Source organism: Sphingomonas sp. GW821-FHT09E03 (assembly GCF_059416225.1).
This window is the reverse complement of the sequence record NZ_JBWKOS010000007.1, coordinates 1-20,343: the sequence shown is the minus strand read 5'-3', so window position 1 is coordinate 20,343 and position 20,343 is coordinate 1. Positions and strand designations below refer to the sequence as shown.

The following is a 20,343-nucleotide window of genomic DNA, read 5'->3' as shown; positions in this document are numbered from 1 at the left end:
CTGCCCAGTGCCTTCCCACCGGGCGATTAGCCCAAGCGCCGTCGCTTGGCCATCGCTTGCAAGCGCGATGCCCGTGGCCCAGATGGGCCGGGTGACGACGACGGACATACCCGGGCTCGACGGGATCGAATGGCGGGTGACGCCGGGGCTGACCCCTTACGATGAGGCGCTCGCCGCGATGGAGGCGCGCGCCGCCGCGGTGCTGGCGGGCGAAGCGCGCGAACTGATCTGGCTGCTCGAGCATCCGCCGGTCTACACCGCGGGTACCAGCGCCGACGTCGCCGACCTGATCGACCCGCGCTTTCCGGTGATCGCCACCGGGCGAGGCGGCAAATATACCTACCATGGCCCCGGCCAGCGGATCGGCTATCTCGTGCTCGATCTCAACAAGCGTGGTCGCGACGTGCGCTGCTTCGTCCATGGCGTAGAAGGCTGGGTGATCGCGGCGCTGGCGCGGGTTGGCGTCGACGCGTTTCGCGCCGAAGGCCGGGTGGGCATCTGGACGCGCGACGGCGGCGAGGAGGCCAAGATCGGTGCGATCGGTGTGCGGGTGCGACGCTGGATCACGCTGCACGGCTTCTCGGTCAACGTCGCCCCTGACCTCGGCCATTTCGGCGGGATCGTACCATGCGGGCTGCCGGACTTCGCCGTCACCAGCCTCAAAGCGCTCGGAAACGACACCGATCTTGCAACTTTCGACGCCGCGCTGGCGTTCACCGCCAAGCCTTTCCTCGATACTCTTTCTTGCGACCTTGAAAACGGGGCTTGAGGGCGTGGGCTTATCGAATTAATGTCCACCACGATTTGGGTATTAAAAGGGCCAGCAAGCCTCCAAATCCTCTTTCTAGGGAGCTTCCAATGCGTGCACTCATCTCCAAGGTTCTGACCGGTTCGCTGATCGCCGGCGCCGCGCTGGCCGTTTCGGCTTGCGGTCCGAAGACCGAGACCACGACCGAGAACACCATGGTCACTGACATGAACACGACCGACGACATGGGCACCATGTCCGACAACATGACCGCGGTCGACGGTTCGATGAACGGTGGCGCGATGGCCAACGACACGGGCGCCATGGGCAACGACACCATGATGACCACGAACACGACCACGACCACCAACGCGATGTAATTCCCACCCGGGAGTTTTTACGTTGATGAAACGGCCGTCCGGGCAACCGGGCGGCTTTTTCTTTGTTCCACGGCTGGCCGCGCGTCTGCGTCGACTGATCGGCGATTGCCGTTAATGGGGGATTGGGTCGGCGGGCAAATAGCTCTAGAATCGCTCACTAATACTTCCGGTGAGGATCGATTGAGATGACGATGTTGCGTTGCGCCCTTGCCGTTGGTGGCATGGCCATGAGCCTGGCGGCGGCCGCGCCGGCCTCCGCGCAGTTCTTCCTGCGCTCGCACGATTTCCGCGGCGATGTCGTGCGCGGCGACGAAGAAGGCCTGGGCCAGGCGCTGCCGGGATCGACCGAAGCCGAGCGCCGCGCCGCGGTAATGTGGAGCATGCGGGCCGCGCTCAACGTGGCGGCGCTGCAATGCCAGTTCGAACCGACGCTGCTCACCGTCCCCAACTACAATGCGGTGATCAAGGATCATGAGGCCGAGCTCAAGGCCTCGTTCGACACCCTCACCAAATATTTCAACCGCGTCGCCAAGACCAAGGCGCTGGGCCAGGTGGCGCTCGACCAGTTCGGCACCCGCACCTATTCCGGCTATGCCACGGTCGCGGCACAATATGGGTTCTGCCAGACCGCCAGCGTGATCGGCCGCGACGCGGTGTTCGTCCCACGCGGCAGCTTCAACGTGATCGCACATGAGCGGATCCGTGAACTGCGCAACAGCCTGGTGCCCTATGGCGAGCAGCATTTCTCCACCTATCTGCGCCGCGATTACGCGTCACTGCCGGTGCTCGACCCCAAATGCTGGGACAAGAAGGGCAGCTGGGTGGCCAAGAAATGCGGTGTCAGCAGCTGGCCGCCGGCGGGCATCGCCACCGCGGCTCGCTGATCGCCTTGCTACGTTGATCATCGTCATCCTGGGCGTGGCCCGGGATGACGAGAGCCCCTTGGGAAGCGCTTAGCGCAATCCCAGGAACTTGTGGGTCTGCAGCGTCAGGCGCCAGTGCGGCCGCGCCATCACCACCGCGATCGCCGCCTCGGTATTGGCGGCATGATTGGCATCGTCGAGCGGCTGCAGCAGCCGGTGGGTGAAAGCCCAGCCTTCCATCTCGTCGATATCGCTGCCGGTCTGCGGCCAGACCAGCTTGAGCTCGTCGCCGGTACGCTGCACGACGGTGCTACCCGCCTTGGGGCTGATGCAGACCCAGTCGATTTCCGGATGCGCCGCGAGCGTGCCGTTGCTCTCCACCGCGATCCTGAAGCCCGCATCGTGCAGCGCCCCCACCAGGGCGTCATCGATCTGCAGCATCGGCTCGCCGCCGGTGAGAACGACAAAGCGGTTTTCCGCGCCCTCACCCCAGAACCCCGCCACCGCCGCGACCAGTGCCGCGGCATCGGCAAACTTACCGCCGCCCAGGCCATTGGTGCCAACGAAGTCGGTGTCGCAGAAGCGGCATACCGCGGTCGCCCGATCAGTCTCGCGGCCGCTCCACAGGTTGCACCCGGCAAAGCGCACGAACACCGCGCGAGCGCCGGCATTCACGCCCTCGCCTTGCAGGGTCAGGAACATCTCCTTGACGGCGTAGCTCATGGCCTGACGGCATACACCGTGGGATCGGCGACGCCTGCCTCCTCAAAGCCCTTGGCGCGCAGCCGGCAGCTGTCGCACAGCCCGCAATGCTCGCCGGCCGGCGTGGGGTCGTAGCACGACCAGCTCAGCCCCATGTCGAGCCCCAGCCGCGCGCCTTCGCGGACGATGTCCGCCTTGGTCATGTGCTGGAGCGGCGCGTGGATCTTGAACGGCTCGCCCTCGACGCCCGCCTTGGTGGCGATCTCCGCCAGCCCTTCGAACGCGGCGATGAACTCGGGGCGGCAATCGGGATAGCCCGAATAGTCGAGCGCGTTGACGCCGATGAACAGGTCGCGCGCGCCTGCCGCCTCGGCCCAGCCGAGCGCGAGGCTGAGGAAGATGGTGTTGCGCGCGGGCACATAGGTGACCGGGATGCCACCCTCACCGTCCGCGCCGACACCGTCCTTGGGCACGTCGATATCGTCGGTCAGCGCCGAGCCGCCGAAGGCGGAGAGATCGAGCGGCAGCACGATGTGGCGCTCGGCGCCGAGCGCGGCGGCGACGCGGGCGGCGGCGGCGAGCTCGATGCGGTGACGCTGGTTATAGTCGATCGACAGCGCGAGCAGTCGATAGCCGGCCTCACGGGCGCTGGCAGCGGAGATCATCGAATCAAGCCCGCCAGAGACGAGCACAACAGCCAGCGGTGCGGCTTGAGGTTGGTTTGCCATGATCCGCGCGGCGCTAGGCCAAGCGGGCGCAAAAAGAAAGGGCCGCGGAGGTCCGCGGCCCTTAGGGAAGAGCAAAGCTCTTTAGGGAGAAAAGCGTGCCGAAAGAAAGCACTCACCCCGCTTAAGGGCTGCAGGTGAAAAGCGCGTTAACGCCCGCCGTTCCCGCCGAAACAAGCCGGAACGGCAGCCGGTGAGCGCAGCGGGACGGAACGAATCATTCCGCCGCAACCGCCTCAGCGGGCACGGGAAACTTGGTCGAGCAGAAAGCGCAATCGACCTGGATCAAGCCGTGCTCGTCCGCCATCTCGCGCCGTTCCTCGATCGAGAATTTGGCGAGCACCCCGGCGATGTAATCGGCGTTGCAGCGACAGCCACGGCTGAGCGGCGTCGAGGCGAGCGCGCGCACCTCCGGCTCTTCGTTGAACAACCGCCACACGAGCGTTTCCAGCGGCAGGGCCGGATCGGCGAGCTCGTCCACCCCCATGGTGCCGCCGAGGGCAGCGACATGTTCCCATTCGGGATGATCCAGCCGGGTATGCAGCCGCTCGCGGCCGACCTCGCCCTCGGGCAGATGCTGGAGGAACAGCCCGCCGGCGACCGTGTGGCCATCGGCGTCGCGGGCGATACCGACGCGAACCAGGCTAGGGATCTGCTCCGACTGGATGAAGTAGCTCTCGGCCGCCTCTGCGAGCGTATCGCCGTCGAGCGGGACGATGCCCTGATAGCGCTCGCCGCTGGTCGCGAGATCGAAGGTGATGGCGAGATAACCTTGGCCGAACAGCGCGAACAGCGTCGGCTTCTCCGGTGACTCGGCGAGCTTTTCGGCATCATATTCGATATAGCCGCGCAGTTCGCCGCCACGATAGTCGCACACCAGCAGCTGGACGACGCCGCTGTCGCTGCGGGTCTGCATGGTCAGCTGGCCGGCCGGGTCCTTGAGCGTCGAGCCGATCAGCGCGGCAAGCGTCAGCGCCTCGGCGAGCAGCGCCTCGATCGCCGGCGGATAGGCATGGGCGGCAAGCACCGCGTCGAGCGTCGGCCCCAGGCGGACGACGCGGCCACGCGCACTGCGAGAGGGGATCGCGAAGCCGAGCGCGCGATCCAGATCGATGGTGGTTTCTTGCATGCCGCCCAGATGGGAACCGGTGCTCGCAGGATCAACGGGTCGAGGCGGTCGGCCCGGGCCGGCCGCACCGGCTCAGCCGATCTGGCCGAACACCCAGCGCAGCACCGCCTTCTGCGCGTGCAGGCGATTTTCCGCCTCGGCCCAGATCAGCGATTGTGGCCCATCGATCACCTCGGGGGTGACCTCCTCGCCGCGGTGCGCGGGAAGGCAGTGGAGGAACTTCGCATCCGGCTTGGCGCGCGCCATCAGCGCCGCATCGACCTGATAGGGCGCGAGCGCGGCGAGCTTGGTCTCGGCATGCGCCTGCCCCATCGAGATCCAGGTATCGGTGACGACGATATCGGCGCCTTCGACCGCTTCCTGTGGCGAGGACACCACCCGTGCCCTGCCCGAGGCCCGGGCGATCGCCTCTTCCTCCAGCTGGAACCCTTGCGGGCAGGCCGCGACGACGTCGAACTGCATCAGCGCCGAAGCCTCGACGATCGATGCGAGCACGTTGTTGCCGTCGCCCAGCCACGCCACCTTGAGCCCGGGCAATGCCTTGCCGCTCTCGATGATCGTCAGCAGATCGGCCATGATCTGGCAGGGATGCGAGGCATCGGTCAGACCGTTGATCACCGGCACGGAGGCGTAATGCGCCATCTCCTCCACCTTGGCGTGATCGTCGGTGCGGATCATGATCGCATCGGCATAGCCAGACAGCACCCGCGCGGTATCGGCGACGCTCTCGCCGCGGCCGAGCTGCATGGTACCGGCATCCATCACGATCGAGCTGCCACCGAGCTGGCGGATCGCCATGTCGAAGCTGACGCGGGTGCGGGTGGAATTCTTTTCGAACACCATTGCCAGCGCGTGCCCGGCAAGCGGGGCATCGGCATCGACCTTGCCCTTGGGCCAACCCGCGCGCGCGGCCTTGCGATCGATCGCATCGGCCAGCATCGCGGCGATGCCGTCGGCACCGGCATCGGTGAGGTTGAGGAAATGACGCATGATGTTTTTACCTTCAACCCCTCTCCCACCGGGAGAGGGAATAGCGCTCAATCGTCGCTCGCGGGCACGTAAACCCGGGCGGCGTTGCTCAATTTCTCGATCGCCTCGGCAATATGGCTCTCGTCGATCACCAGCGGCGGCACCAGCCGGACGACGTTTTCGCCCGCCGAGACGGTGAGCAACTGATGCTCGTCGCGCAGGAAGCCGACGAAGGCGCGCGCGTCACTCTTGAGCTTGAGTCCCAGCATCAGCCCATGGCCGCGGACCTCCTCGAACAAATGATCATGGTTGGGGATCATCTGCTCGAGCGCCTGGCGTAGCCGCTGGCCCATCTGCTCGACATGCTCGAGGAAGCCCGGCTCGTGGATCACCTCGAACACCGCCTCGCCCGCGGCCATGGCCAGCGGGTTGCCGCCATAGGTGGAGCCATGGGTGCCGAACACCATGCCCTTGGCCGCCCGTTCGGTCGCGAGGCAGGCGCCGAGCGGGAAGCCGCCGCCGATGCCCTTGGCCACCGCCATGATATCGGGCGTGACGCCGTACAGTTCGTGCGCGAAGAACTTGCCGGTGCGCCCATAGCCGCACTGGACCTCATCGAGCACCAGCAGCAGGCCATGCTCGTCGCATGCCTTGCGCAGGCCCTGGAGGAACGCCGGGCTAGCCGGGCGCAGGCCGCCCTCACCCTGGATCGGCTCGACCAGGAAGCCGGCGGTATTGTCGTCGATCAGCGCCAGCGCCGCGTCTAGATCGTCGAACGGCGCATAGGCGAAGCCCGGCAGCAGCGGCTCGAAGCCATCGCGCATCTTGCCCTGATTGGTTGCACTGATCGCGCCGAGCGTGCGCCCGTGGAAGGCGTTGTGGAACGTGATCAACGTGTGCCGCTGCGGATCGCCATTGGCGAAATGGTAGCGTCGCGCGGTCTTGATCGCGCATTCAACCGCCTCGGCGCCCGAATTGGTGAAGAACACCGTGTCGGCGAAGGTGCTGTCGACCAGCTTCTGCGCGAACGCCTCGCCCTGCGGCGAGCCGTAGAGGTTGGAGACGTGCATCAGCGTCGCCGCCTGGGTTGCGATCGCCTCGACCAGTTTGGGATGGCCATGGCCGAGCGCATTGACCGCGATCCCGGCCGCAAAATCGAGATAGCGGGTGCCGTCCTCGCCGAACAGATAGACGCCTTCGCCTCGCACCGGACGCACCCCGCACCGTGGGTAAACGGGCATGAGCGCAGGTGTAGACACAGGCCTTCTCCTCTCGAAAACGAGAAAGGGCGGCCCGTCGTGGGCCGCCCGGAGCGGTCTAATACCGGGGGTGCGCCCGCGGGGTCAACCGCGGTCGTATCGGGCGTTCAGGATGAGGGCGGCTTGAGGTCGGCTGCAGGTGTCAGATCCACCACCTCCACCCGCCGCTGCGAGTTGCGCACAGGCAAGTTGCTGCCTTTGGTCTCGATCAGGTCGGAGACGAACAGGTAGCGCTCCACACGGATCAGCCCGGGTGATCCGGGCGGCACATCGAGCGGCAAGTAGCGGCGCTTGCTCAGTGCCCTTGTGGCGAGCTTCAACCAGTCACCGTCCATGTCTGGCGATTGCTGGATGGTGGCGATGTCCCTCACCCTCCCGTCGGGCGCGATCCAGAAGCTGACGTCTGCCCAGCGCGGCTGAAAATCGCCGCGTGCGGTGCCGAATGCCATGTCTTTCATGTCGATGATCGGTGCATAGGCAATGGTGGGCAGCGTGCCTTGCGGTTCCATCGCCGCTATCGCCCGCTCGAGTTCGGCAGGCTTGTTCCGGGTGCTGGCCAGGCCGACCCGCATCAGCCGCGCAGCGTTGCGATACGGTGCAAAGGCCGGATCGGGATTGGCCTCGATCCGCTGCAACGCCTTGCGCGCCTTCATCACAAGCACCTGAGGTGGTGCAACCGCGCTGGCCGCGCTCGTCCACAGCTGCGCGCTCCTCAACAGGGCCATGCCTTCGAGAACGGGAAGATGCGCGACGCGCGCATCCGTCGCGACCCGGTCATATTGAGCGACCGCCGCTGATGGCCGGCCGATCCGCGCCAGCGTGTCGCCGATCTCGATCCGCTGGAGGATCACCCGCGGATCGTCCTTGCGCATGCCCTGCTTGAGTGCATCGACCGCATCGCGGCTGCCCCGTCGGGCCGGGCCGGGCAACCCGTTGACCGACGACAACCTCGCCGCGACCCGATGCAGCGTTGCGACCTCCTGGGGATATTGCGCTGCATAGCCATGGTTGCGGTGGACCGACGCCAGCAGGATCTTACGGCTCTGTGCGTAGGCGCCAGCCATGAACAGGTTTTCCGCATGCGCGATCGAGGCGGCAATATCGTCGGTCGGCGGGCAATGGCGGGCGAGGCAGGCAGCGAGCGCGGCGGCGCTGGTTTCGGGCCGCTGCGCCGTGACCACGATCGTTTCGCCTTGATGAAGCGAAGATCCGGCGCTCGGCGCCGCTGATGCGGGAGCAGCTTCTCCCGCCGTCGGACCTATTCCTCCAGCAGCCTGAAGAAGAACGAGCGCAGCGATGATCGACATGCAGCGAATCTCCACAATGGCGGTTGATGCGACGTCTTTGCGGAAATTTTATCCTATCTCCGGCGGCTGGCAATAGCTGCTGTAACGGCAGCTGTGATGAGCGACTGATCACCGTTCGATCGCTACAGTCGGCCTGTATGCCGCAGCCCGGCGTCTGCCGCCTTGAACACTGGCGATTGTTCCCACGGATTGGCGATCCTCGCCACTTTCCCAAGCTTCCGTTTAAGCGGAACAGCAGCGAAACAGCCACTTAGGGTGTATGGCATCATTAATGCAGTAAATCAGCGGGGGCGTATTCCGCCTCCTCGGCCAGTCCATTGAAAGAGGTACCGCCATGCTGATCAACGCGCGTCACACGATCGTCACCCTTGTGCTAACACTCGGCACCGCCATGGCGCCGGCCGCGCACGCGACGGCGCACAAGACGCCACCGGTGAAAGTCCCTGCGCAGGTCTTCGCCACTCCGACCAGCAAGCTGTGCATGGCCAGCAGCGTGCTAGGCCGCGACGCCACCAAGACATTGCCCAAGACGATCTGTCAGACCAAGGCCGAGTGGGAAGCGCAAGGAATCGTTTTCGTGATCACTTGACGGGTCGAATGGCAAACACCGTCTGCACGTGCGGCACAATGCGGGCGCGGCGCAGACGGGCCGATCAGGCGTCGATCGCTTCCTCGTCGAGTCTTCCGGCATTCTCCTGGATGAACGCGAAGCGATGAGCGGGATTGTTACCCATCAGACGGTCGACCAGATCCTTCACCCCTGCCCGTTCCTCATATTCCTGCGGCAGGGTGATGCGGATCATGCCGCGGGTGGCGGGATCCATCGTGGTCTCGCGCAGCTGCCCCGGGTTCATCTCGCCAAGCCCCTTGAAGCGCGAGACTTCCACCTTCTTGCCCTTGAACGGCCCGGCCTCGATCGCCGCGCGATGGGCATCGTCGCGGGCGTACATGGATTTGGCGCCCGCGGTGATCCGGTACAGCGGCGGCTGGGCGAGGTGGAGATGGCCGCGACGGACGAGATCGGGCATTTCCTGGAAGAAAAAGGTCATCAGCAGCGTCGCGATATGGGCGCCGTCGACGTCTGCATCGGTCATGATCACAATCCGCTCGTAGCGCAGCTGGCTAGCGTCGCAGTCCTTGCGGGTGCCGCAGCCCAGCGCCTGGATCAGATCCGCAATCTCCTGGTTGGCGAGGATTTTGGCGCTGGTCGCGCTGGCGACGTTGAGGATCTTGCCGCGGATCGGCAGGATCGCCTGCGTCTTGCGATCGCGCGCCTGCTTGGCCGAGCCGCCGGCGCTGTCACCCTCGACGATGAACAGCTCGGTACCGGCCGGGCTGTCGGCCGAACAGTCGGTGAGTTTGCCCGGCAGGCGCAGCTTGCGCGCGCTGGTCGCGGTCTTGCGCTTGACCTCGCGCTCCTGCTTGCGACGCAGGCGATCATCAAGCCGCTCGAGCACATAGCCGAGCAGCGCCTTGCCGCGCTCCATATTGTGGCCGAGCCAATGATCGAAATGATCGCGCACCGCCTTCTCGACCAGCCCCGCCGCCTCGGGCGAGGTCAGCCGGTCCTTGGTCTGGCTCTGGAATTGCGGATCGCGGATGAACACCGACAGCATCAGCTCGCTGCCGACCATCACGTCGTCGGCGGTGATCTCCTTGGCCTTCTTCTGGTTGACCAGTTCACCGAATGCGCGGAGCCCGCGGACCAGCGCCTGGCGCAGGCCCTGCTCATGGGTGCCGCCATCCGGCGTCGGAATGGTATTGCAATACCAGCTGTAGCTGCCGTCGCTCCACAACGGCCAGGCGACCGCCCACTCGACGCGGCCCTGATCCTCGCCCGGAAAGGCTTGCTGGCCCGCGAAGAAGTCGGCGGTGGCGCATTCGCGCCCGGCGACCTGCTCCTTGAGATGATCGGCCAGGCCGCCGGGAAACTGGAACACTGCCTCGGCCGGCACGTCGTCGCCGACCAGTTCGGGCGCGCACTTCCAGCGGATCTCGACACCGGCGAACAGATAGGCCTTGGAGCGCGCCAGCGTGTACAGCCGTTTGGGCTTGAAGCTGAGCTCCGGCCCGAAGATCTCGGTATCGGGTGTGAACGCCACCGAGGTGCCGCGGCGATTAGGTGCGGCGCCGACATGCTCGAGCGGCGCGAGCGCCAGACCCTTCGCGAACCGCTGACGATAAAGCTGTCGATCGCGCGCGACCTCCACCACCGTATCCGACGACAAGGCGTTGACCACCGAGGCGCCGACGCCGTGGAGCCCGCCGCTGGTCGCATAGGCCTTGCCCGAGAACTTGCCGCCCGAGTGGAGCGTGGTGAGGATCACCTCGAGCGCCGACTTGTCGGGAAACTTGGGGTGGGGGTCGACCGGCATGCCGCGGCCATTGTCGACGATAGTCAGCCGGTTACCCGGCTCCAGCGTGATATCGATGCGCGTGGCATGGCCCGCGACCGCCTCATCCATCGCATTGTCGAGCACTTCGGCAGCAAGATGGTGCAGCGCTCGCTCGTCGGTGCCCCCGACATACATGCCGGGCCGGCGGCGGACGGGTTCGAGCCCTTCCAGCACCTCGATCGAAGAAGCATCATAAACGGGAGCCGCCTTGGCGGACGAAGCGAACAGATCTTCAGGCATCAGCCAGGGATATAGGCAGTGTTCGCGGTTCGTGCCAAGCGCCACGGGCATTGCGACCACCGATCGCCCGCTCGCGTGGCGGCGATGATGCCTAGCTGTAAGGAATGATTGCGCGGCGCCGACCGCTGCATACCCGCGTTGCCCGGGCTCGTTCCTGCTGCATCAATGCCAGGGAGAATTCGATGCGTACCTTCACCGCCGGCCTGCCGATCCTGCTCGCCGCCACCGCCGTGGCCATGCCAGCTGCTGCCCAGCAAGTTTCCGACGATGCGCCGTTCAGCGGCCTCTACGTCGGTGCGGCGGGAGGCTATGACGTACAGCCCAACGATGTCGGCTCCTCGATCCTGTTCGACCGCAACCTCGATGGCGGATTCAGCGATACGGTGACCACCGCCGCCGGCGCCAACGCCTTCTCCCCCGGATTCTGCAACGGCGCCGGACGCGGCGCCCGGCCGGCACTTGGCGGCTGCCGCAACGACAAGGATGGTTGGGCTTATTATGGCCGGATCGGTGCCGATGCACAGCGGGGCCACATCGTCGTCGGCCTAGTCGGCGAATTCGGCAAGACCGAGATCAGCGACAGCGTCACCGGCTTCTCCACCACGCCGGCCAATTACGTGATGACCCGCAGCGTCGGCTGGGAAGCATCGGCGCGGGGCCGCATCGGCTATGCCGCCAACACTACGCTGTTCTACGGCACCTTCGGCCCCGGCTATGCCCGGATCGACCGCAGCTTCACCACCACCAACACCGCCAATTCTTTCAGCCAGAGCGGTCGCCGCAATCAGTTCGGCATCACCGGCGGCGGCGGCATCGAGCAGAAGCTCGGCGACCATTTCTCGGTCGGGATGGAATATATTTTCCATCAGTATCAGGATGACGATTACCGCGTCCGTGCCACCGCAGGCACAGCGCCGGCAACCAACCCGTTTATCCTGGCGCCCAACACCGCAGGCACCGATTTCAAGCGCTCGGACGAGATGTTCCGCTGGCACTCGCTACGTGCCACGGCCGCGTTCCGCTTCTGATGCCTCAAGCCTGACAGCCTCGATGCGAGGCGGTCAGGCGTCGACCAGATCCAGCCTACGCTTGATCCGCGAGACGTCCTCGCGGATCTGATCGAGTTCGACATTGATCCGGGCGATGTCCGTCACGACACTTGCGACATCCGACGCCATGGTGGCTTGGCGCTGCTCCAGCGTTGCCAGGCGCATTTTCATGGACGCGACGTCCCGACGAAAGTCGCCGAACTCAGCGTGCATGCGCTTCAGCAGCTCGTAGGTGAGGTCAGCAGCGTCACTCATACCGCGATGCTACCCCGCCTCACCGATCGAGTCGATTCAGCGCACGCGCGGGCCGCCGAACGGCAGCGGCGGCGGCGGACGACGATCGCGACGGGGCAGCTGCGCCTGGTAAGCGTGGCCGCAATGCGCGACGCAATAGGGGAAGCCCGGGTTCACCTTGTCACCGCAGAAGTGGAAGTCCGGCTCGCCCGGATGGCCGAGCGGCCATTTGCAGATGCGATCGTTGAGATCGAGCAGGCTGGTCTTGCCGGCCATATCCGCCGATGGCTTGGCGGGGACCAGGCGACGCGGCGGCGCCGGCGTCGCCGGCGGCTGCTGCTCGCCGGGCGACTGGCGGACAAAGCCACCTGGGCCGACCGAGCGCATCACCGGCTCGTCGCGTTTGACGGGTGCCGGCGCGGGAGCCGCTTCGCGCTCCGCCTCGGCATCATCCTCTTCCTCATCGTCGCTGAGGTCGAAGGGCGGCGGGACCGGGGTGGCCGGCTGCGGCACCGGCTCGACCGGCGCGGGTACAGGCGCCGCAGCGGCAACGACATCGGGCTCCGCGGCGGGCTTGCCGTCAGTCTCGTTCGCCTTCACCGGCGACGGACGCGATTGCAGCCCCAGGCGATGAGCCTTGCCGATCACCGCGTTGCGGCTGACGCCGCCCAGTGCTTCGGCGATCTGGCTGGCGGTCTGGCCGCCCTCCCACATCGTCCTGAGCGTTTCGATCCGCTCGTCAGTCCACGACATTCTTGCTTCCTCGTTCGGCGCCGGGTTGCGGGCGACTGCGGCTGCGGTTACCCGCACAAGCCATGAGCAGCCATCCCCCCATCGGCGAAATTCGTTCGGCGATCCGGGCCGAACCAGGCGTACCGGTCATCCGGAACGTCAATTGGGGCGGCCTGAAGACCCTCTATATCAAGGAGGTCCGCCGGTTCTTCAAGGTCCACCTCCAGACGGTGTGGGCGCCGGCGATCACGACGCTGCTGTTTCTGGTGGTATTCACCATCGCGACCGGCGCAAAACGGCCGGTGTTGGTGGGCGGCGTCACCATCCCCTTCGCCGATTTCATCGCGCCCGGGCTGATCATCAGCCAGGGGATGATGGGCCCGGCCTTCGCCAATGCGAGCTTCTCGCTGCTGGTCGGCAAGATTCAGGGCACGATCGTCGATTATCTGCAGCCGCCGTTGTCGACGCTTGAGCTGCTCAGCGCATTGGTGGGCGGCGCGATGACCCGAGCGTTCATCGTCGGCTTCATCTGCTGGTGCGCGATGGCTTTGTGGCCCGACGTGCACGTCACCCCGTCGCATCCGCTCGCGGTGCTGTGGTTCGGCTTCCTCGGCGCTGCATTCCTGTCGTTCCTCGGCGTGCTTACCTCGATCTGGGCGGAGAAGTTCGACCATGCCGCGGCCGTGACCAATTTCGTCATCGCGCCACTGTCGCTGCTTTCGGGCACCTTCTACTCGGTCGACAAGCTCGCCCCCGCCTTCCGCGCCTTCAGCCATGCCAACCCGTTTTTCTACATCATCTCCGGCTTTCGCTACGGCTTTCTGGGCACCGCCGATTCGCCGGTGATGCTCGGCAGCATCATCATCTTGGGCATCGACATCGTGCTTGCGGCCCTGTGCTTCACGCTGCTGAAGCGCGGTTGGAAGCTTAAGAACTGATGCTCGCCGCGGCCGCCGCTGCGCTGATGCTCGCGCTGCCCCCAACGGGCCAGGCGGCGTCGGCCGCGACGACCGCGACGCCTGCCGATCCGGCGGTGCGTGCCCAAGCCGACGCACTGCTCGCCGTGCTCGCCGGCCGCGGCGATTATGACCGCTATTTTGCCGTCAGTTTCCGCGACGCCGTGCCACGCAGCCGGCTCGACCCGCTGCTGGCGCAATTGCGCACTACGCTGGGCGAGCCCAAGGCGATCAAGACGCTGACGCCCGAGGGCCGGTGGAGCGCGATGCTGGTGGTGCGCTACACCCGCGGCACCGCGACCATGCGGCTGGCAATCGACTCGGCGGCCTTGCATGCCGTCACCGGGCTATTGATCACCGGTACGGCGGCGCAGGACGACAGCCTTTCCCGCATCGAAACCGAGATCAAGGCTCTGCCGGGCAGCGCTGGGTTTGGCGTGTACGCGTTGGCCGATGGAGCGCCGGCGCCAATCCTCGAGGTCAATGCGCAGGCACCGGCGCCGCTCGGCTCCGCGTTTAAGCTCTGGGTGCTTGCCGAGGCGGCGCGACAGGTGGCGGCCGGCGAGCGGCATTGGGCCGACGTCGTACCGCTCGGCACGCCGTCGCTGCCCTCGGGGATCCTGCAGTCGTGGCCCGCGGCGACGCCGATGACGCTGCAGGCGTTGGCGACGCTGATGGTCTCGATCAGCGACAACACCGCGACCGACACGCTGGTGACCCTGCTCGGCCGCGACCGGATCGACGCAATGGCGGCGGCAAACGGCGGCAGCACGCCGGTACTGACCACCCGTGAAGCCATCCTGCTCAAGACCGATGCCACATTGCGCGGACAGTGGCAGGCGGCAAATCCTGCGGCGCGGCGGGCGTTGCTCGACCGCGAGGCTCCCAGAATAGCCGCCGCGCCGCTCGATCCGACGGCGTTTGCCGGTAATCCGCTCGCCACCGACAGCGTCGAATGGTTCGCTAGCCCGCATGCCATGGCCGGGCTGCTCGATCGGCTGCGCCACGACAGCGATACGGTGCGGGCGATCCTCGCCGTCAACCATGGTGCCGACTCTGGCACCACGGCGCGGCTCGGCTATCTGGGCTTCAAGGGCGGCTCGGAACCCGGCGTGCTCACGCTGAACTTCCTTGCCCAGGCGAAAGACGGCCGCTGGTATGCGATCGCCGGCAATTGGCACCGCACCGACGGGCAAATCGACGAGGTGAAGTTCCTCGGGCTGATGTCGCGGGTGCTGGCGCTGGTCGCCGCGCGCTGACCGATCGGATCAGGCGGTCAGTGCCGCGACCAGTGCCTTAACCTTGGCCTGGCGCCACTGCGGCAGCGGTGCGACCAGCCAATAGCCGAACCGCGACGGCTGCGGATCGCCGATCACGGTGACGCGGCCCGCGGCGATGTCTGCCGACGCCAGCATCTCGGGCACTGTCGCCCGGCCGAGCCCGGCCGACACCGCGTCGATCGCGAGCCCGGCATCGGCGACCTGGACTAAAGCGGTGCCGTCGCTGCTCGGCGCGCCGTGCCAGCCGATCGTGGCGTCGCCGCCGCCGGGCGCGACGATCGTCACCATGCCTTCCGATTCGAGCGCCTCGCCCTCATGCTCGCCCGGGCCTTCGCCCCAGCGGATTGCGAGATCGAGATTGGCCTCGGTGAAGTCCACCGCGTCGTCGGCCGCGATCAGCACGAAGCGGAGATCGCCGTCGCCGGCGGCGACCTCGGCTAGCCGCGGCATCAGCCATTTCACCGTCAGGTCGCGCGGTGCGGCGATGGTCAGCGACTTGGAGGACTGCCCCGCCTGCATCGCCCGCACCGCCTCCTCGAACTGGAGGAAACCACCGCGCAGGGCACCAAGGCCCGCCTCGGCCTCGGCGGTGAGCTCGAGGCCTCGGGTGGTGCGGCGGAACAGCACCACGCCGAGCGTGTCCTCGAGCGCACGGATCTGCTGGCCGACCGCGGCCGGCGTCACCGCCAGCTCGTCGGCGGCGCGGGTGAACGACAGGTGGCGGGCCGCGGCGTCGAGGACGCGCAGGCCGTTGAGGGGAAGATGGGTGCGCTTCACGACGACACCGCCGGCGCCAGCAGGCTGAACCGCGGGATCGCGACGTCAAAGTGCGCGCCGTCTTCCGAGATCATCCGGTAGCTCCCCTCCATCGCCCCGGTCGGCGTCGCCAGCGGGCAGCCGGAGACGTAATCATAGCTCGCGCCCGGTTCGATCAGCGGCTGCTCGCCGACCACGCCCTCGCCCTCCACCGAATGGCGGGCGCCGCGGCCGTCGGTGATCACCCACTGCCGGGCGAGCAACTGGACGGTGGCGTCGCCCTCATTTTCGAGGCGGATGTGATAGGCCCAGAACCAGCGGCCGCGCGCCGGGTCAGACTGTTCGGGCAGATAGCTCACCGACACCCGGACGGTGACGCCATGGGTGGTCTGGGCGTGGGGGAAGAACTGCTTCACAGCCCGGCCTGACGGAGTGCCTGGTCGAGGTCGTCGATCAGATCCTGCGGATCCTCGAGCCCGACGTTGAGGCGGAGCATGCCCTCGGTCACGCCCATCTCGAGCCTTTTGTCCTCGGCGACGCTGGCGTGGGTGGTGGAGGCGGGGTGGGTCATCAGCGAGCGCGAGTCGCCGATGTTGTTCGAGATATCGATCAGCGTGAGCGCGTCGAGCAGGGCGTGGGCCTGGGTGCGGTCGGCGACCTCGAAGGCGAAGATCGGGCCGGTCGCTTCCATCTGGCTCATTGCCAGCGCATGCTGCGGGTGGCTCGGCAGCCCGGGGTGAAGGATGCGCGGCACCCGGCTCTCGACGAACTGGCCAACCCGCACCGCATTCTCGGACTGGCGGCGAATGCGCAGGTCCAGCGTCTCGAGCCCCTTCAGCACCACCCAGGCGTTGAACGGCGACAGGTTGGGGCCGGTGTTGCGGGTGAAGGGCAGCAGCGTGTTGGTGATGAAATCCTCGGTGCCGCACACCGCGCCGGCGAGCACCCGGCCCTGCCCGTCCATCATCTTGGTCGCCGAATAAGCGGTGACGTCGGCGCCGAATTCCATCGGCCGCTGCAAGGCCGGGGTGGCGAAGGCATTGTCGACCACCGAGGTGATGCCGTGGCGGCGGGCGATGGCGCAGACCGCGCGCAGGTCGACGACATCCATCGTCGGGTTGGCCGGGGTCTCGAAGAAGAACACCTTGGTGTTGGGCCGGATCGCATCCTCGAATTGCTGCGGATCGCGAGCATCGACGACCGTGGTCTCGATCCCGAACTTGGGGAGCAGGGTATCGGTCAGCCAGCGGCACGAGCCGAACGCGGCGCGGCCGCCGACCAGATGATCGCCCGCCTGCAGCTGGCAGAGCAGCACCGCGGTCATCGCCGCCATGCCGGTCGCCATCGAGCGGCACGCCTCGGCGCCTTCCAACAGCGCGATGCGCTTCTCGAGCATCTCCACCGTCGGGTTCTGCAGCCGGGAATAGGTCATCCCCTCCTGCTCGCCGGCAAAGCGGGCCGCGGCGTCGCCCGCCTTGTCGTAGCTGTAGCCCGAGGTGAGGAACAACGCCTCGGACGTCTCGCCCCATTCGCTGCGCGCGGTGCCGCCGCGGATCGCGAGCGTCGCGGGGCGCCAGTTGGCGGTGATCGAACGGTCCTGGCCTGCCTTGCGCTTCATGGCCGCCGCTTTGCCGGTAACCGGCGCAGCCCGCAAGTACGCGGCTTGCCAGCGCGGCCGGCAGCGGGAACAAGGGCGCGTGCTCGAACCGCTCCGCCGCCCCCTCCCCGCCGCGCTCGGGCTCGGCCTGATCGCCCAGCTGCTGTTTGCGTGGCGGCTGACGACGCCGCACAAACTGGTGTTCGACGAGGTCCATTACGTTCCTGCCGCGCAGATGCTGCGCAGCCTCGCCGGGCCGGTCAACATCGAGCACCCCTTGCTGGGCAAGACGCTGATCGCGCTCGGCATCACGCTGTTCGGCGACAATTCGCTCGGCTGGCGGGCGCTGTCGACGCTCGCCGGCACCGCGGTGGTGGTTGGCGTGTTCGCGATCCTGTGGCTCGGCCTCCAGCGCCTGCGCCCGGCGGTGATCGGGGCGACGCTGACCATCCTCAACTTCACCGTGTTCATCCAGGCGCGGATCGCGATGCTCGACGGCTTCATGGCCGCCTTCGTCGTGCTCGCGCTCGCGGCGATGCTATGGTCGATGCGCGGTGGCAGCGGCGGCGCGGTCTGGCGGCGGTGGCTGCTCGCCGCCGTGCTGCTCGGCCTCGCGGTCGGCGTCAAATGGACCGCCGCGCCCTATGTGGCCTTTGCCGCGCTCGCCTTCCTGCTGCTGCGCCACAGCCGGCCCGATCGCTGGCCGGGGCTGGCGCCGCTGCCGGCGCTGGCGGCGCTCGGGGCGGTCAGCATCCTCACCTATTTCGCCACCTTCTGGCCGGCGTTCCTCTACCGCACCGAGCCGCTGACGCTCGCGACCCTGCTGCCGTTCCAGCTGGTCATGTACGCCCAGCAGACCCAGGTGCTGCCGCCGCACACCTATCAATCGAGCTGGTGGAGCTGGCCGCTCGACCTCCGGCCGATCTGGTATCTCTACGAGCCGGCCGACGGCGCCCAGCGCGGCATCCTGATGCTCGGCAACCCGGTGGTGATCTGGGGCGGGCTGGTCGCGGTGCTGCTGTGCCTGGCGAGCTGGGCACGCGCGCGGCGGACGCCCAAGGCGGCAACGGCGAGCGGCGCGGCGGCGGCGCTGTGGATCGCCAGCCTGGCGATGTGGGCGATCATCCCCAAGTCGCTCGGCTTCTTCTATTATTACTATCTGTCGAGCATCTGGCTCGGCATCGTCATCGCCGTCGCGCTCGACCGCTGGCGCGCCCGCCTCGGCGACTGGGACGAGGCGGTGCTGCTCGCCGCGGCGGTGCTGTTCGTCCATTTCTACCCGATCATCGCCGCGACGCCGCTGGCGGCGCCGGGTTCGTTCCACCGCTGGATGTGGTTCAAGAGCTGGGTGTGACCGCGACGCAAAAACGGCGGAAATCTGCCGAAGGTCTCACGAACGTCACACCTAGGCGAGAGCGCGACACGCGGGTGAAGTTGAGGAAGTTGAGATCATGCGCGGGGATGATCCGGCGCGATCGTTTCCATTTCTGCGACCATGAGAAAGAGCGGGAATAGGGTGCGGGCAAGGTATCAAGACCGGGGCGTGTAGGACAGCGGATTGTCGGCGGCGTCGCCACGTCGATGATGACGGGCGGCGGCGCGGTTCCCGATTGCGGACGCGTCGCCGGCGCGGCATGATCCCCCTGCCGCAACCCCAGCCGAACGGACGAGAGATGAGCCGCATCGCCAGCTTCGCCGACTTCTGGCCTTATTACCTGCGCGAACACAGCAAGCCTGCGACCCGCGCGCTGCATTATGCAGGAACGACGCTGGTGCTCGCCTGCCTGGTTGCGGGGGTCGTCACCGGGCACTGGCTGCTGTTCGTGCTGATGCCGGTGTGCGGCTATCTGTTCGCCTGGATCGCGCATTTCGCGATCGAGCGGAACCGCCCGGCGACGTTTCAATATCCGTTGTGGAGCCTGGCGGCTGATTTCGTGATGTATGGCTGCTGGGTGAGTGGGCGGATGCGGCGGGAGTTGACGCGGGCTGGAGTGCGGTAGCGCGCATTGCCAGACGCTCAGTGGCCCGCCACGGCATCGCGAAAGCAGCCATTCGGAAGCCTGGCGCAGACCAGTTTTGTCCCTGTTCGACGCTTGCTTCTCGGAAACTCAACGGGACCACCTCGGGGGAGTGACAAGAACGGCAAGCGGAACATCGAAAGCTGGAGTTAGTGCACTTCGGCTCCAAGGAGCCGCTTGCCGAGCCATCCATCGATCAAGTCGAGCGTCCCCTGATCCGAAACCGGCCAGCCCTTATACTCCGGCTTGGCCGAAGCCCCGGAAACCCGAGGCTGGAATCCATGATTCACCTTTGGGACTTCGATCACCGTGGCGTCGGGATTACGGTGAAGGGCGAGCCGAGCTTCCGGAAGACTCCGCGGAGTCGATATGACCGTGTCGTCTGCGGCATACAGCGCGAGCACCGGCACCTTTACCCTCGCCAAATTGTCGTTCGCCGCAACCCGGTACAGCGAGACTGTCGCAGGATCGCTCAGCGTGTGCACTGCGCCCTGTGCCTGCTGCCGGTTCCATCCGGCCGCCAGGAACGCACCTTCCAGGGAGTCCTGAGCGGTGGCGGTCGCTGCATCGGAACCCCCGGCGGTGCGTGCATTTAGATAAGCGCGCGTGGCCTCGATAACGTGCTCGACGGCATCCTTTCTCATTCCTGCGGTCGTCAGCTTTACGCGCATCTCGTCGAGGAACATCACCCCACGCTCGCCTGCGGGCGCAGCGAGCATGACTGCTGCCCTTATCGTAGGATCGTCGGCGGCCAGCATGGTACTGAGGACTCCGCCTTGGCTGAGCCCCAGCACGGCTATACGTTTGCCGTCCAGATCGGCGCACGAACGAAGATAGTTGATGGCCGCAACTGCATCGCGCTGCATCAATTCAATAGTATCCACGAACTCACCGGACGACTTTCCGATCCCACGCTTGTCATAGCTTAGGGTCAGGACTCGTTGATCACAGCCAGAAGATGACGGTGGCAGCGAGGGTGACGGCAGCGAAGAAGGCCGTTGGG

The 20,343-nt window shown here is 66.5% G+C and carries 22 protein-coding genes; 9 read left to right on the top strand and 13 right to left on the bottom strand.

The features are described from left to right. The first annotated feature begins 67 nt into the window (after positions 1–67). The 3 genes from lipB (at position 68) to AC07M8_RS14450 (ending at position 2,012) form a co-directional block, all read left to right on the top strand. Positions 68–769, top strand: a complete 702-nt coding sequence (gene lipB / locus AC07M8_RS14460; protein ID WP_495175032.1) for a lipoyl(octanoyl) transferase LipB — start codon at positions 68–70, stop codon at positions 767–769. Between the two features lie 89 nt (positions 770–858). Then, positions 859–1,128: a hypothetical protein gene (locus AC07M8_RS14455; protein ID WP_267393978.1), complete on the top strand. Its 270-nt coding sequence runs from the start codon at positions 859–861 to the stop codon at positions 1,126–1,128. 221 nt (positions 1,129–1,349) lie between these two features. Then, complete coding sequence (locus AC07M8_RS14450) at positions 1,350–2,012, top strand: hypothetical protein (RefSeq protein ID WP_495175031.1); 663 nt, start codon at positions 1,350–1,352, stop codon at positions 2,010–2,012. Between the two features lie 69 nt (positions 2,013–2,081). On the opposite strand, the gene queE is transcribed toward AC07M8_RS14450, so the two are convergent. The 6 genes from queE to AC07M8_RS14420 form a co-directional block, all read right to left on the bottom strand. After that, positions 2,082–2,714 carry a 7-carboxy-7-deazaguanine synthase gene (gene queE, locus AC07M8_RS14445; protein ID WP_495175030.1) on the bottom strand — a complete coding sequence of 211 codons (633 nt, stop codon included), beginning with the start codon at positions 2,712–2,714 and terminating at the stop codon, positions 2,082–2,084. Beyond that, positions 2,711–3,421 (bottom strand): 7-cyano-7-deazaguanine synthase QueC, encoded by a 711-nt coding sequence (queC, locus tag AC07M8_RS14440; protein WP_495175029.1) that lies wholly within the window; start codon positions 3,419–3,421, stop codon positions 2,711–2,713. The genes queE and queC overlap by 4 nt, the downstream gene beginning before the upstream one ends. Positions 3,422–3,635: 214 nt before the next feature. Next, positions 3,636–4,547 carry an Hsp33 family molecular chaperone HslO gene (gene hslO, locus AC07M8_RS14435; protein WP_495175028.1) on the bottom strand — a complete coding sequence of 304 codons (912 nt, stop codon included), beginning with the start codon at positions 4,545–4,547 and terminating at the stop codon, positions 3,636–3,638. A gap of 72 nt (positions 4,548–4,619) precedes the next feature. Further along, entirely contained in the window at positions 4,620–5,537 is a 918-nt protein-coding gene (argF, locus tag AC07M8_RS14430) for an ornithine carbamoyltransferase (RefSeq protein ID WP_495175027.1), read from the bottom strand. Positions 5,538–5,584: 47 nt separating this feature from the next. Continuing rightward, complete coding sequence (locus tag AC07M8_RS14425) at positions 5,585–6,775, bottom strand: aspartate aminotransferase family protein (protein WP_495175026.1); 1,191 nt, start codon at positions 6,773–6,775, stop codon at positions 5,585–5,587. Positions 6,776–6,882: 107 nt separating this feature from the next. After that, complete coding sequence (locus AC07M8_RS14420; RefSeq protein ID WP_495175025.1) at positions 6,883–8,082, bottom strand: hypothetical protein; 1,200 nt, start codon at positions 8,080–8,082, stop codon at positions 6,883–6,885. A 334-nt stretch (positions 8,083–8,416) separates the two neighbouring features. Between AC07M8_RS14420 and AC07M8_RS14415 the strand changes: the two genes are divergently transcribed. Next, on the top strand, positions 8,417–8,671 hold the full coding sequence (locus AC07M8_RS14415; protein WP_495175024.1) for a hypothetical protein: 255 nt from the start codon (positions 8,417–8,419) through the stop codon (positions 8,669–8,671). 64 nt (positions 8,672–8,735) lie between these two features. On the opposite strand, the gene parE is transcribed toward AC07M8_RS14415, so the two are convergent. Further along, the gene (gene parE, locus AC07M8_RS14410) at positions 8,736–10,718 is read right to left on the bottom strand and encodes a DNA topoisomerase IV subunit B (protein ID WP_495175023.1); all 1,983 of its coding nucleotides are present in this window, start codon (positions 10,716–10,718) and stop codon (positions 8,736–8,738) included. 182 nt (positions 10,719–10,900) lie between these two features. On the opposite strand from parE, the gene AC07M8_RS14405 reads away from it, so the two are divergent. Next, positions 10,901–11,746, top strand: coding sequence for an outer membrane protein (locus AC07M8_RS14405; protein ID WP_495175022.1), 846 nt, complete (start codon positions 10,901–10,903; stop codon positions 11,744–11,746). A gap of 33 nt (positions 11,747–11,779) precedes the next feature. Here the strand turns inward: AC07M8_RS14405 and AC07M8_RS14400 are convergent, their stop codons facing one another. Together AC07M8_RS14400 and AC07M8_RS14395 are read right to left on the bottom strand one after the other, a co-directional pair. After that, positions 11,780–12,022: a hypothetical protein gene (locus AC07M8_RS14400; protein WP_495175021.1), complete on the bottom strand. Its 243-nt coding sequence runs from the start codon at positions 12,020–12,022 to the stop codon at positions 11,780–11,782. A 36-nt stretch (positions 12,023–12,058) separates the two neighbouring features. Beyond that, positions 12,059–12,754 carry a GcrA family cell cycle regulator gene (locus AC07M8_RS14395; RefSeq protein WP_495175020.1) on the bottom strand — a complete coding sequence of 232 codons (696 nt, stop codon included), beginning with the start codon at positions 12,752–12,754 and terminating at the stop codon, positions 12,059–12,061. 62 nt (positions 12,755–12,816) lie between these two features. Here AC07M8_RS14395 and AC07M8_RS14390 point away from each other — a divergent pair, with 62 nt between their 5' ends. Next, positions 12,817–13,671 (top strand): ABC transporter permease, encoded by an 855-nt coding sequence (locus AC07M8_RS14390; RefSeq protein ID WP_495175019.1) that lies wholly within the window; start codon positions 12,817–12,819, stop codon positions 13,669–13,671. Further along, positions 13,671–14,948 carry a serine hydrolase gene (locus tag AC07M8_RS14385; protein WP_495175018.1) on the top strand — a complete coding sequence of 426 codons (1,278 nt, stop codon included), beginning with the start codon at positions 13,671–13,673 and terminating at the stop codon, positions 14,946–14,948. The genes AC07M8_RS14390 and AC07M8_RS14385 overlap by 1 nt, the downstream gene beginning before the upstream one ends. Positions 14,949–14,957: 9 nt before the next feature. Here AC07M8_RS14385 and AC07M8_RS14380 read toward each other — a convergent pair whose 3' ends face one another. The 3 genes from AC07M8_RS14380 to AC07M8_RS14370 are packed head-to-tail and all read right to left on the bottom strand — an operon-like array spanning position 14,958 to position 17,343. Further along, a complete protein-coding gene (locus AC07M8_RS14380) occupies positions 14,958–15,746 on the bottom strand; it encodes a LysR family transcriptional regulator (protein WP_495175017.1) in 789 nt (262 codons plus the stop codon). After that, entirely contained in the window at positions 15,743–16,141 is a 399-nt protein-coding gene (gene apaG, locus AC07M8_RS14375) for a Co2+/Mg2+ efflux facilitator ApaG/CorD (protein ID WP_495175016.1), read from the bottom strand. The genes AC07M8_RS14380 and apaG overlap by 4 nt, the downstream gene beginning before the upstream one ends. After that, positions 16,138–17,343, bottom strand: a complete 1,206-nt coding sequence (locus AC07M8_RS14370) for a trans-sulfuration enzyme family protein (protein WP_495175015.1) — start codon at positions 17,341–17,343, stop codon at positions 16,138–16,140. The genes apaG and AC07M8_RS14370 overlap by 4 nt, the downstream gene beginning before the upstream one ends. Positions 17,344–17,422: 79 nt before the next feature. Here AC07M8_RS14370 and AC07M8_RS14365 point away from each other — a divergent pair, with 79 nt between their 5' ends. Further along, on the top strand, positions 17,423–18,676 hold the full coding sequence (locus AC07M8_RS14365; protein WP_495175014.1) for a phospholipid carrier-dependent glycosyltransferase: 1,254 nt from the start codon (positions 17,423–17,425) through the stop codon (positions 18,674–18,676). Between the two features lie 319 nt (positions 18,677–18,995). Beyond that, complete coding sequence (locus AC07M8_RS14360; protein ID WP_495175013.1) at positions 18,996–19,322, top strand: Mpo1-like protein; 327 nt, start codon at positions 18,996–18,998, stop codon at positions 19,320–19,322. A 167-nt stretch (positions 19,323–19,489) separates the two neighbouring features. On the opposite strand, the gene AC07M8_RS14355 is transcribed toward AC07M8_RS14360, so the two are convergent. After that, a partial coding sequence (locus tag AC07M8_RS14355) for an alpha/beta hydrolase (protein WP_495175012.1) occupies positions 19,490–20,343 on the bottom strand: 854 nt, incomplete at its 5' end.

Coding starts and splice junctions, on each gene's coding strand:
- lipB (WP_495175032.1), top strand. CDS start 68: ATGCCCGTGGCCCAGATGGGCCGGGTGACGACGACGGACATACCCGGG.
- AC07M8_RS14455 (WP_267393978.1), top strand. CDS start 859: ATGCGTGCACTCATCTCCAAGGTTCTGACCGGTTCGCTGATCGCCGGC.
- AC07M8_RS14450 (WP_495175031.1), top strand. CDS start 1,350: ATGGCCATGAGCCTGGCGGCGGCCGCGCCGGCCTCCGCGCAGTTCTTC.
- queE (WP_495175030.1), bottom strand. CDS start 2,714: ATGAGCTACGCCGTCAAGGAGATGTTCCTGACCCTGCAAGGCGAGGGC.
- queC (WP_495175029.1), bottom strand. CDS start 3,421: ATGGCAAACCAACCTCAAGCCGCACCGCTGGCTGTTGTGCTCGTCTCT.
- hslO (WP_495175028.1), bottom strand. CDS start 4,547: ATGCAAGAAACCACCATCGATCTGGATCGCGCGCTCGGCTTCGCGATC.
- argF (WP_495175027.1), bottom strand. CDS start 5,537: ATGCGTCATTTCCTCAACCTCACCGATGCCGGTGCCGACGGCATCGCC.
- AC07M8_RS14420 (WP_495175025.1), bottom strand. CDS start 8,082: ATGTCGATCATCGCTGCGCTCGTTCTTCTTCAGGCTGCTGGAGGAATA.
- AC07M8_RS14415 (WP_495175024.1), top strand. CDS start 8,417: ATGCTGATCAACGCGCGTCACACGATCGTCACCCTTGTGCTAACACTC.
- parE (WP_495175023.1), bottom strand. CDS start 10,718: ATGCCTGAAGATCTGTTCGCTTCGTCCGCCAAGGCGGCTCCCGTTTAT.
- AC07M8_RS14405 (WP_495175022.1), top strand. CDS start 10,901: ATGCGTACCTTCACCGCCGGCCTGCCGATCCTGCTCGCCGCCACCGCC.
- AC07M8_RS14400 (WP_495175021.1), bottom strand. CDS start 12,022: ATGAGTGACGCTGCTGACCTCACCTACGAGCTGCTGAAGCGCATGCAC.
- AC07M8_RS14395 (WP_495175020.1), bottom strand. CDS start 12,754: ATGTCGTGGACTGACGAGCGGATCGAAACGCTCAGGACGATGTGGGAG.
- AC07M8_RS14390 (WP_495175019.1), top strand. CDS start 12,817: ATGAGCAGCCATCCCCCCATCGGCGAAATTCGTTCGGCGATCCGGGCC.
- AC07M8_RS14385 (WP_495175018.1), top strand. CDS start 13,671: ATGCTCGCCGCGGCCGCCGCTGCGCTGATGCTCGCGCTGCCCCCAACG.
- AC07M8_RS14370 (WP_495175015.1), bottom strand. CDS start 17,343: ATGAAGCGCAAGGCAGGCCAGGACCGTTCGATCACCGCCAACTGGCGC.
- AC07M8_RS14360 (WP_495175013.1), top strand. CDS start 18,996: ATGAGCCGCATCGCCAGCTTCGCCGACTTCTGGCCTTATTACCTGCGC.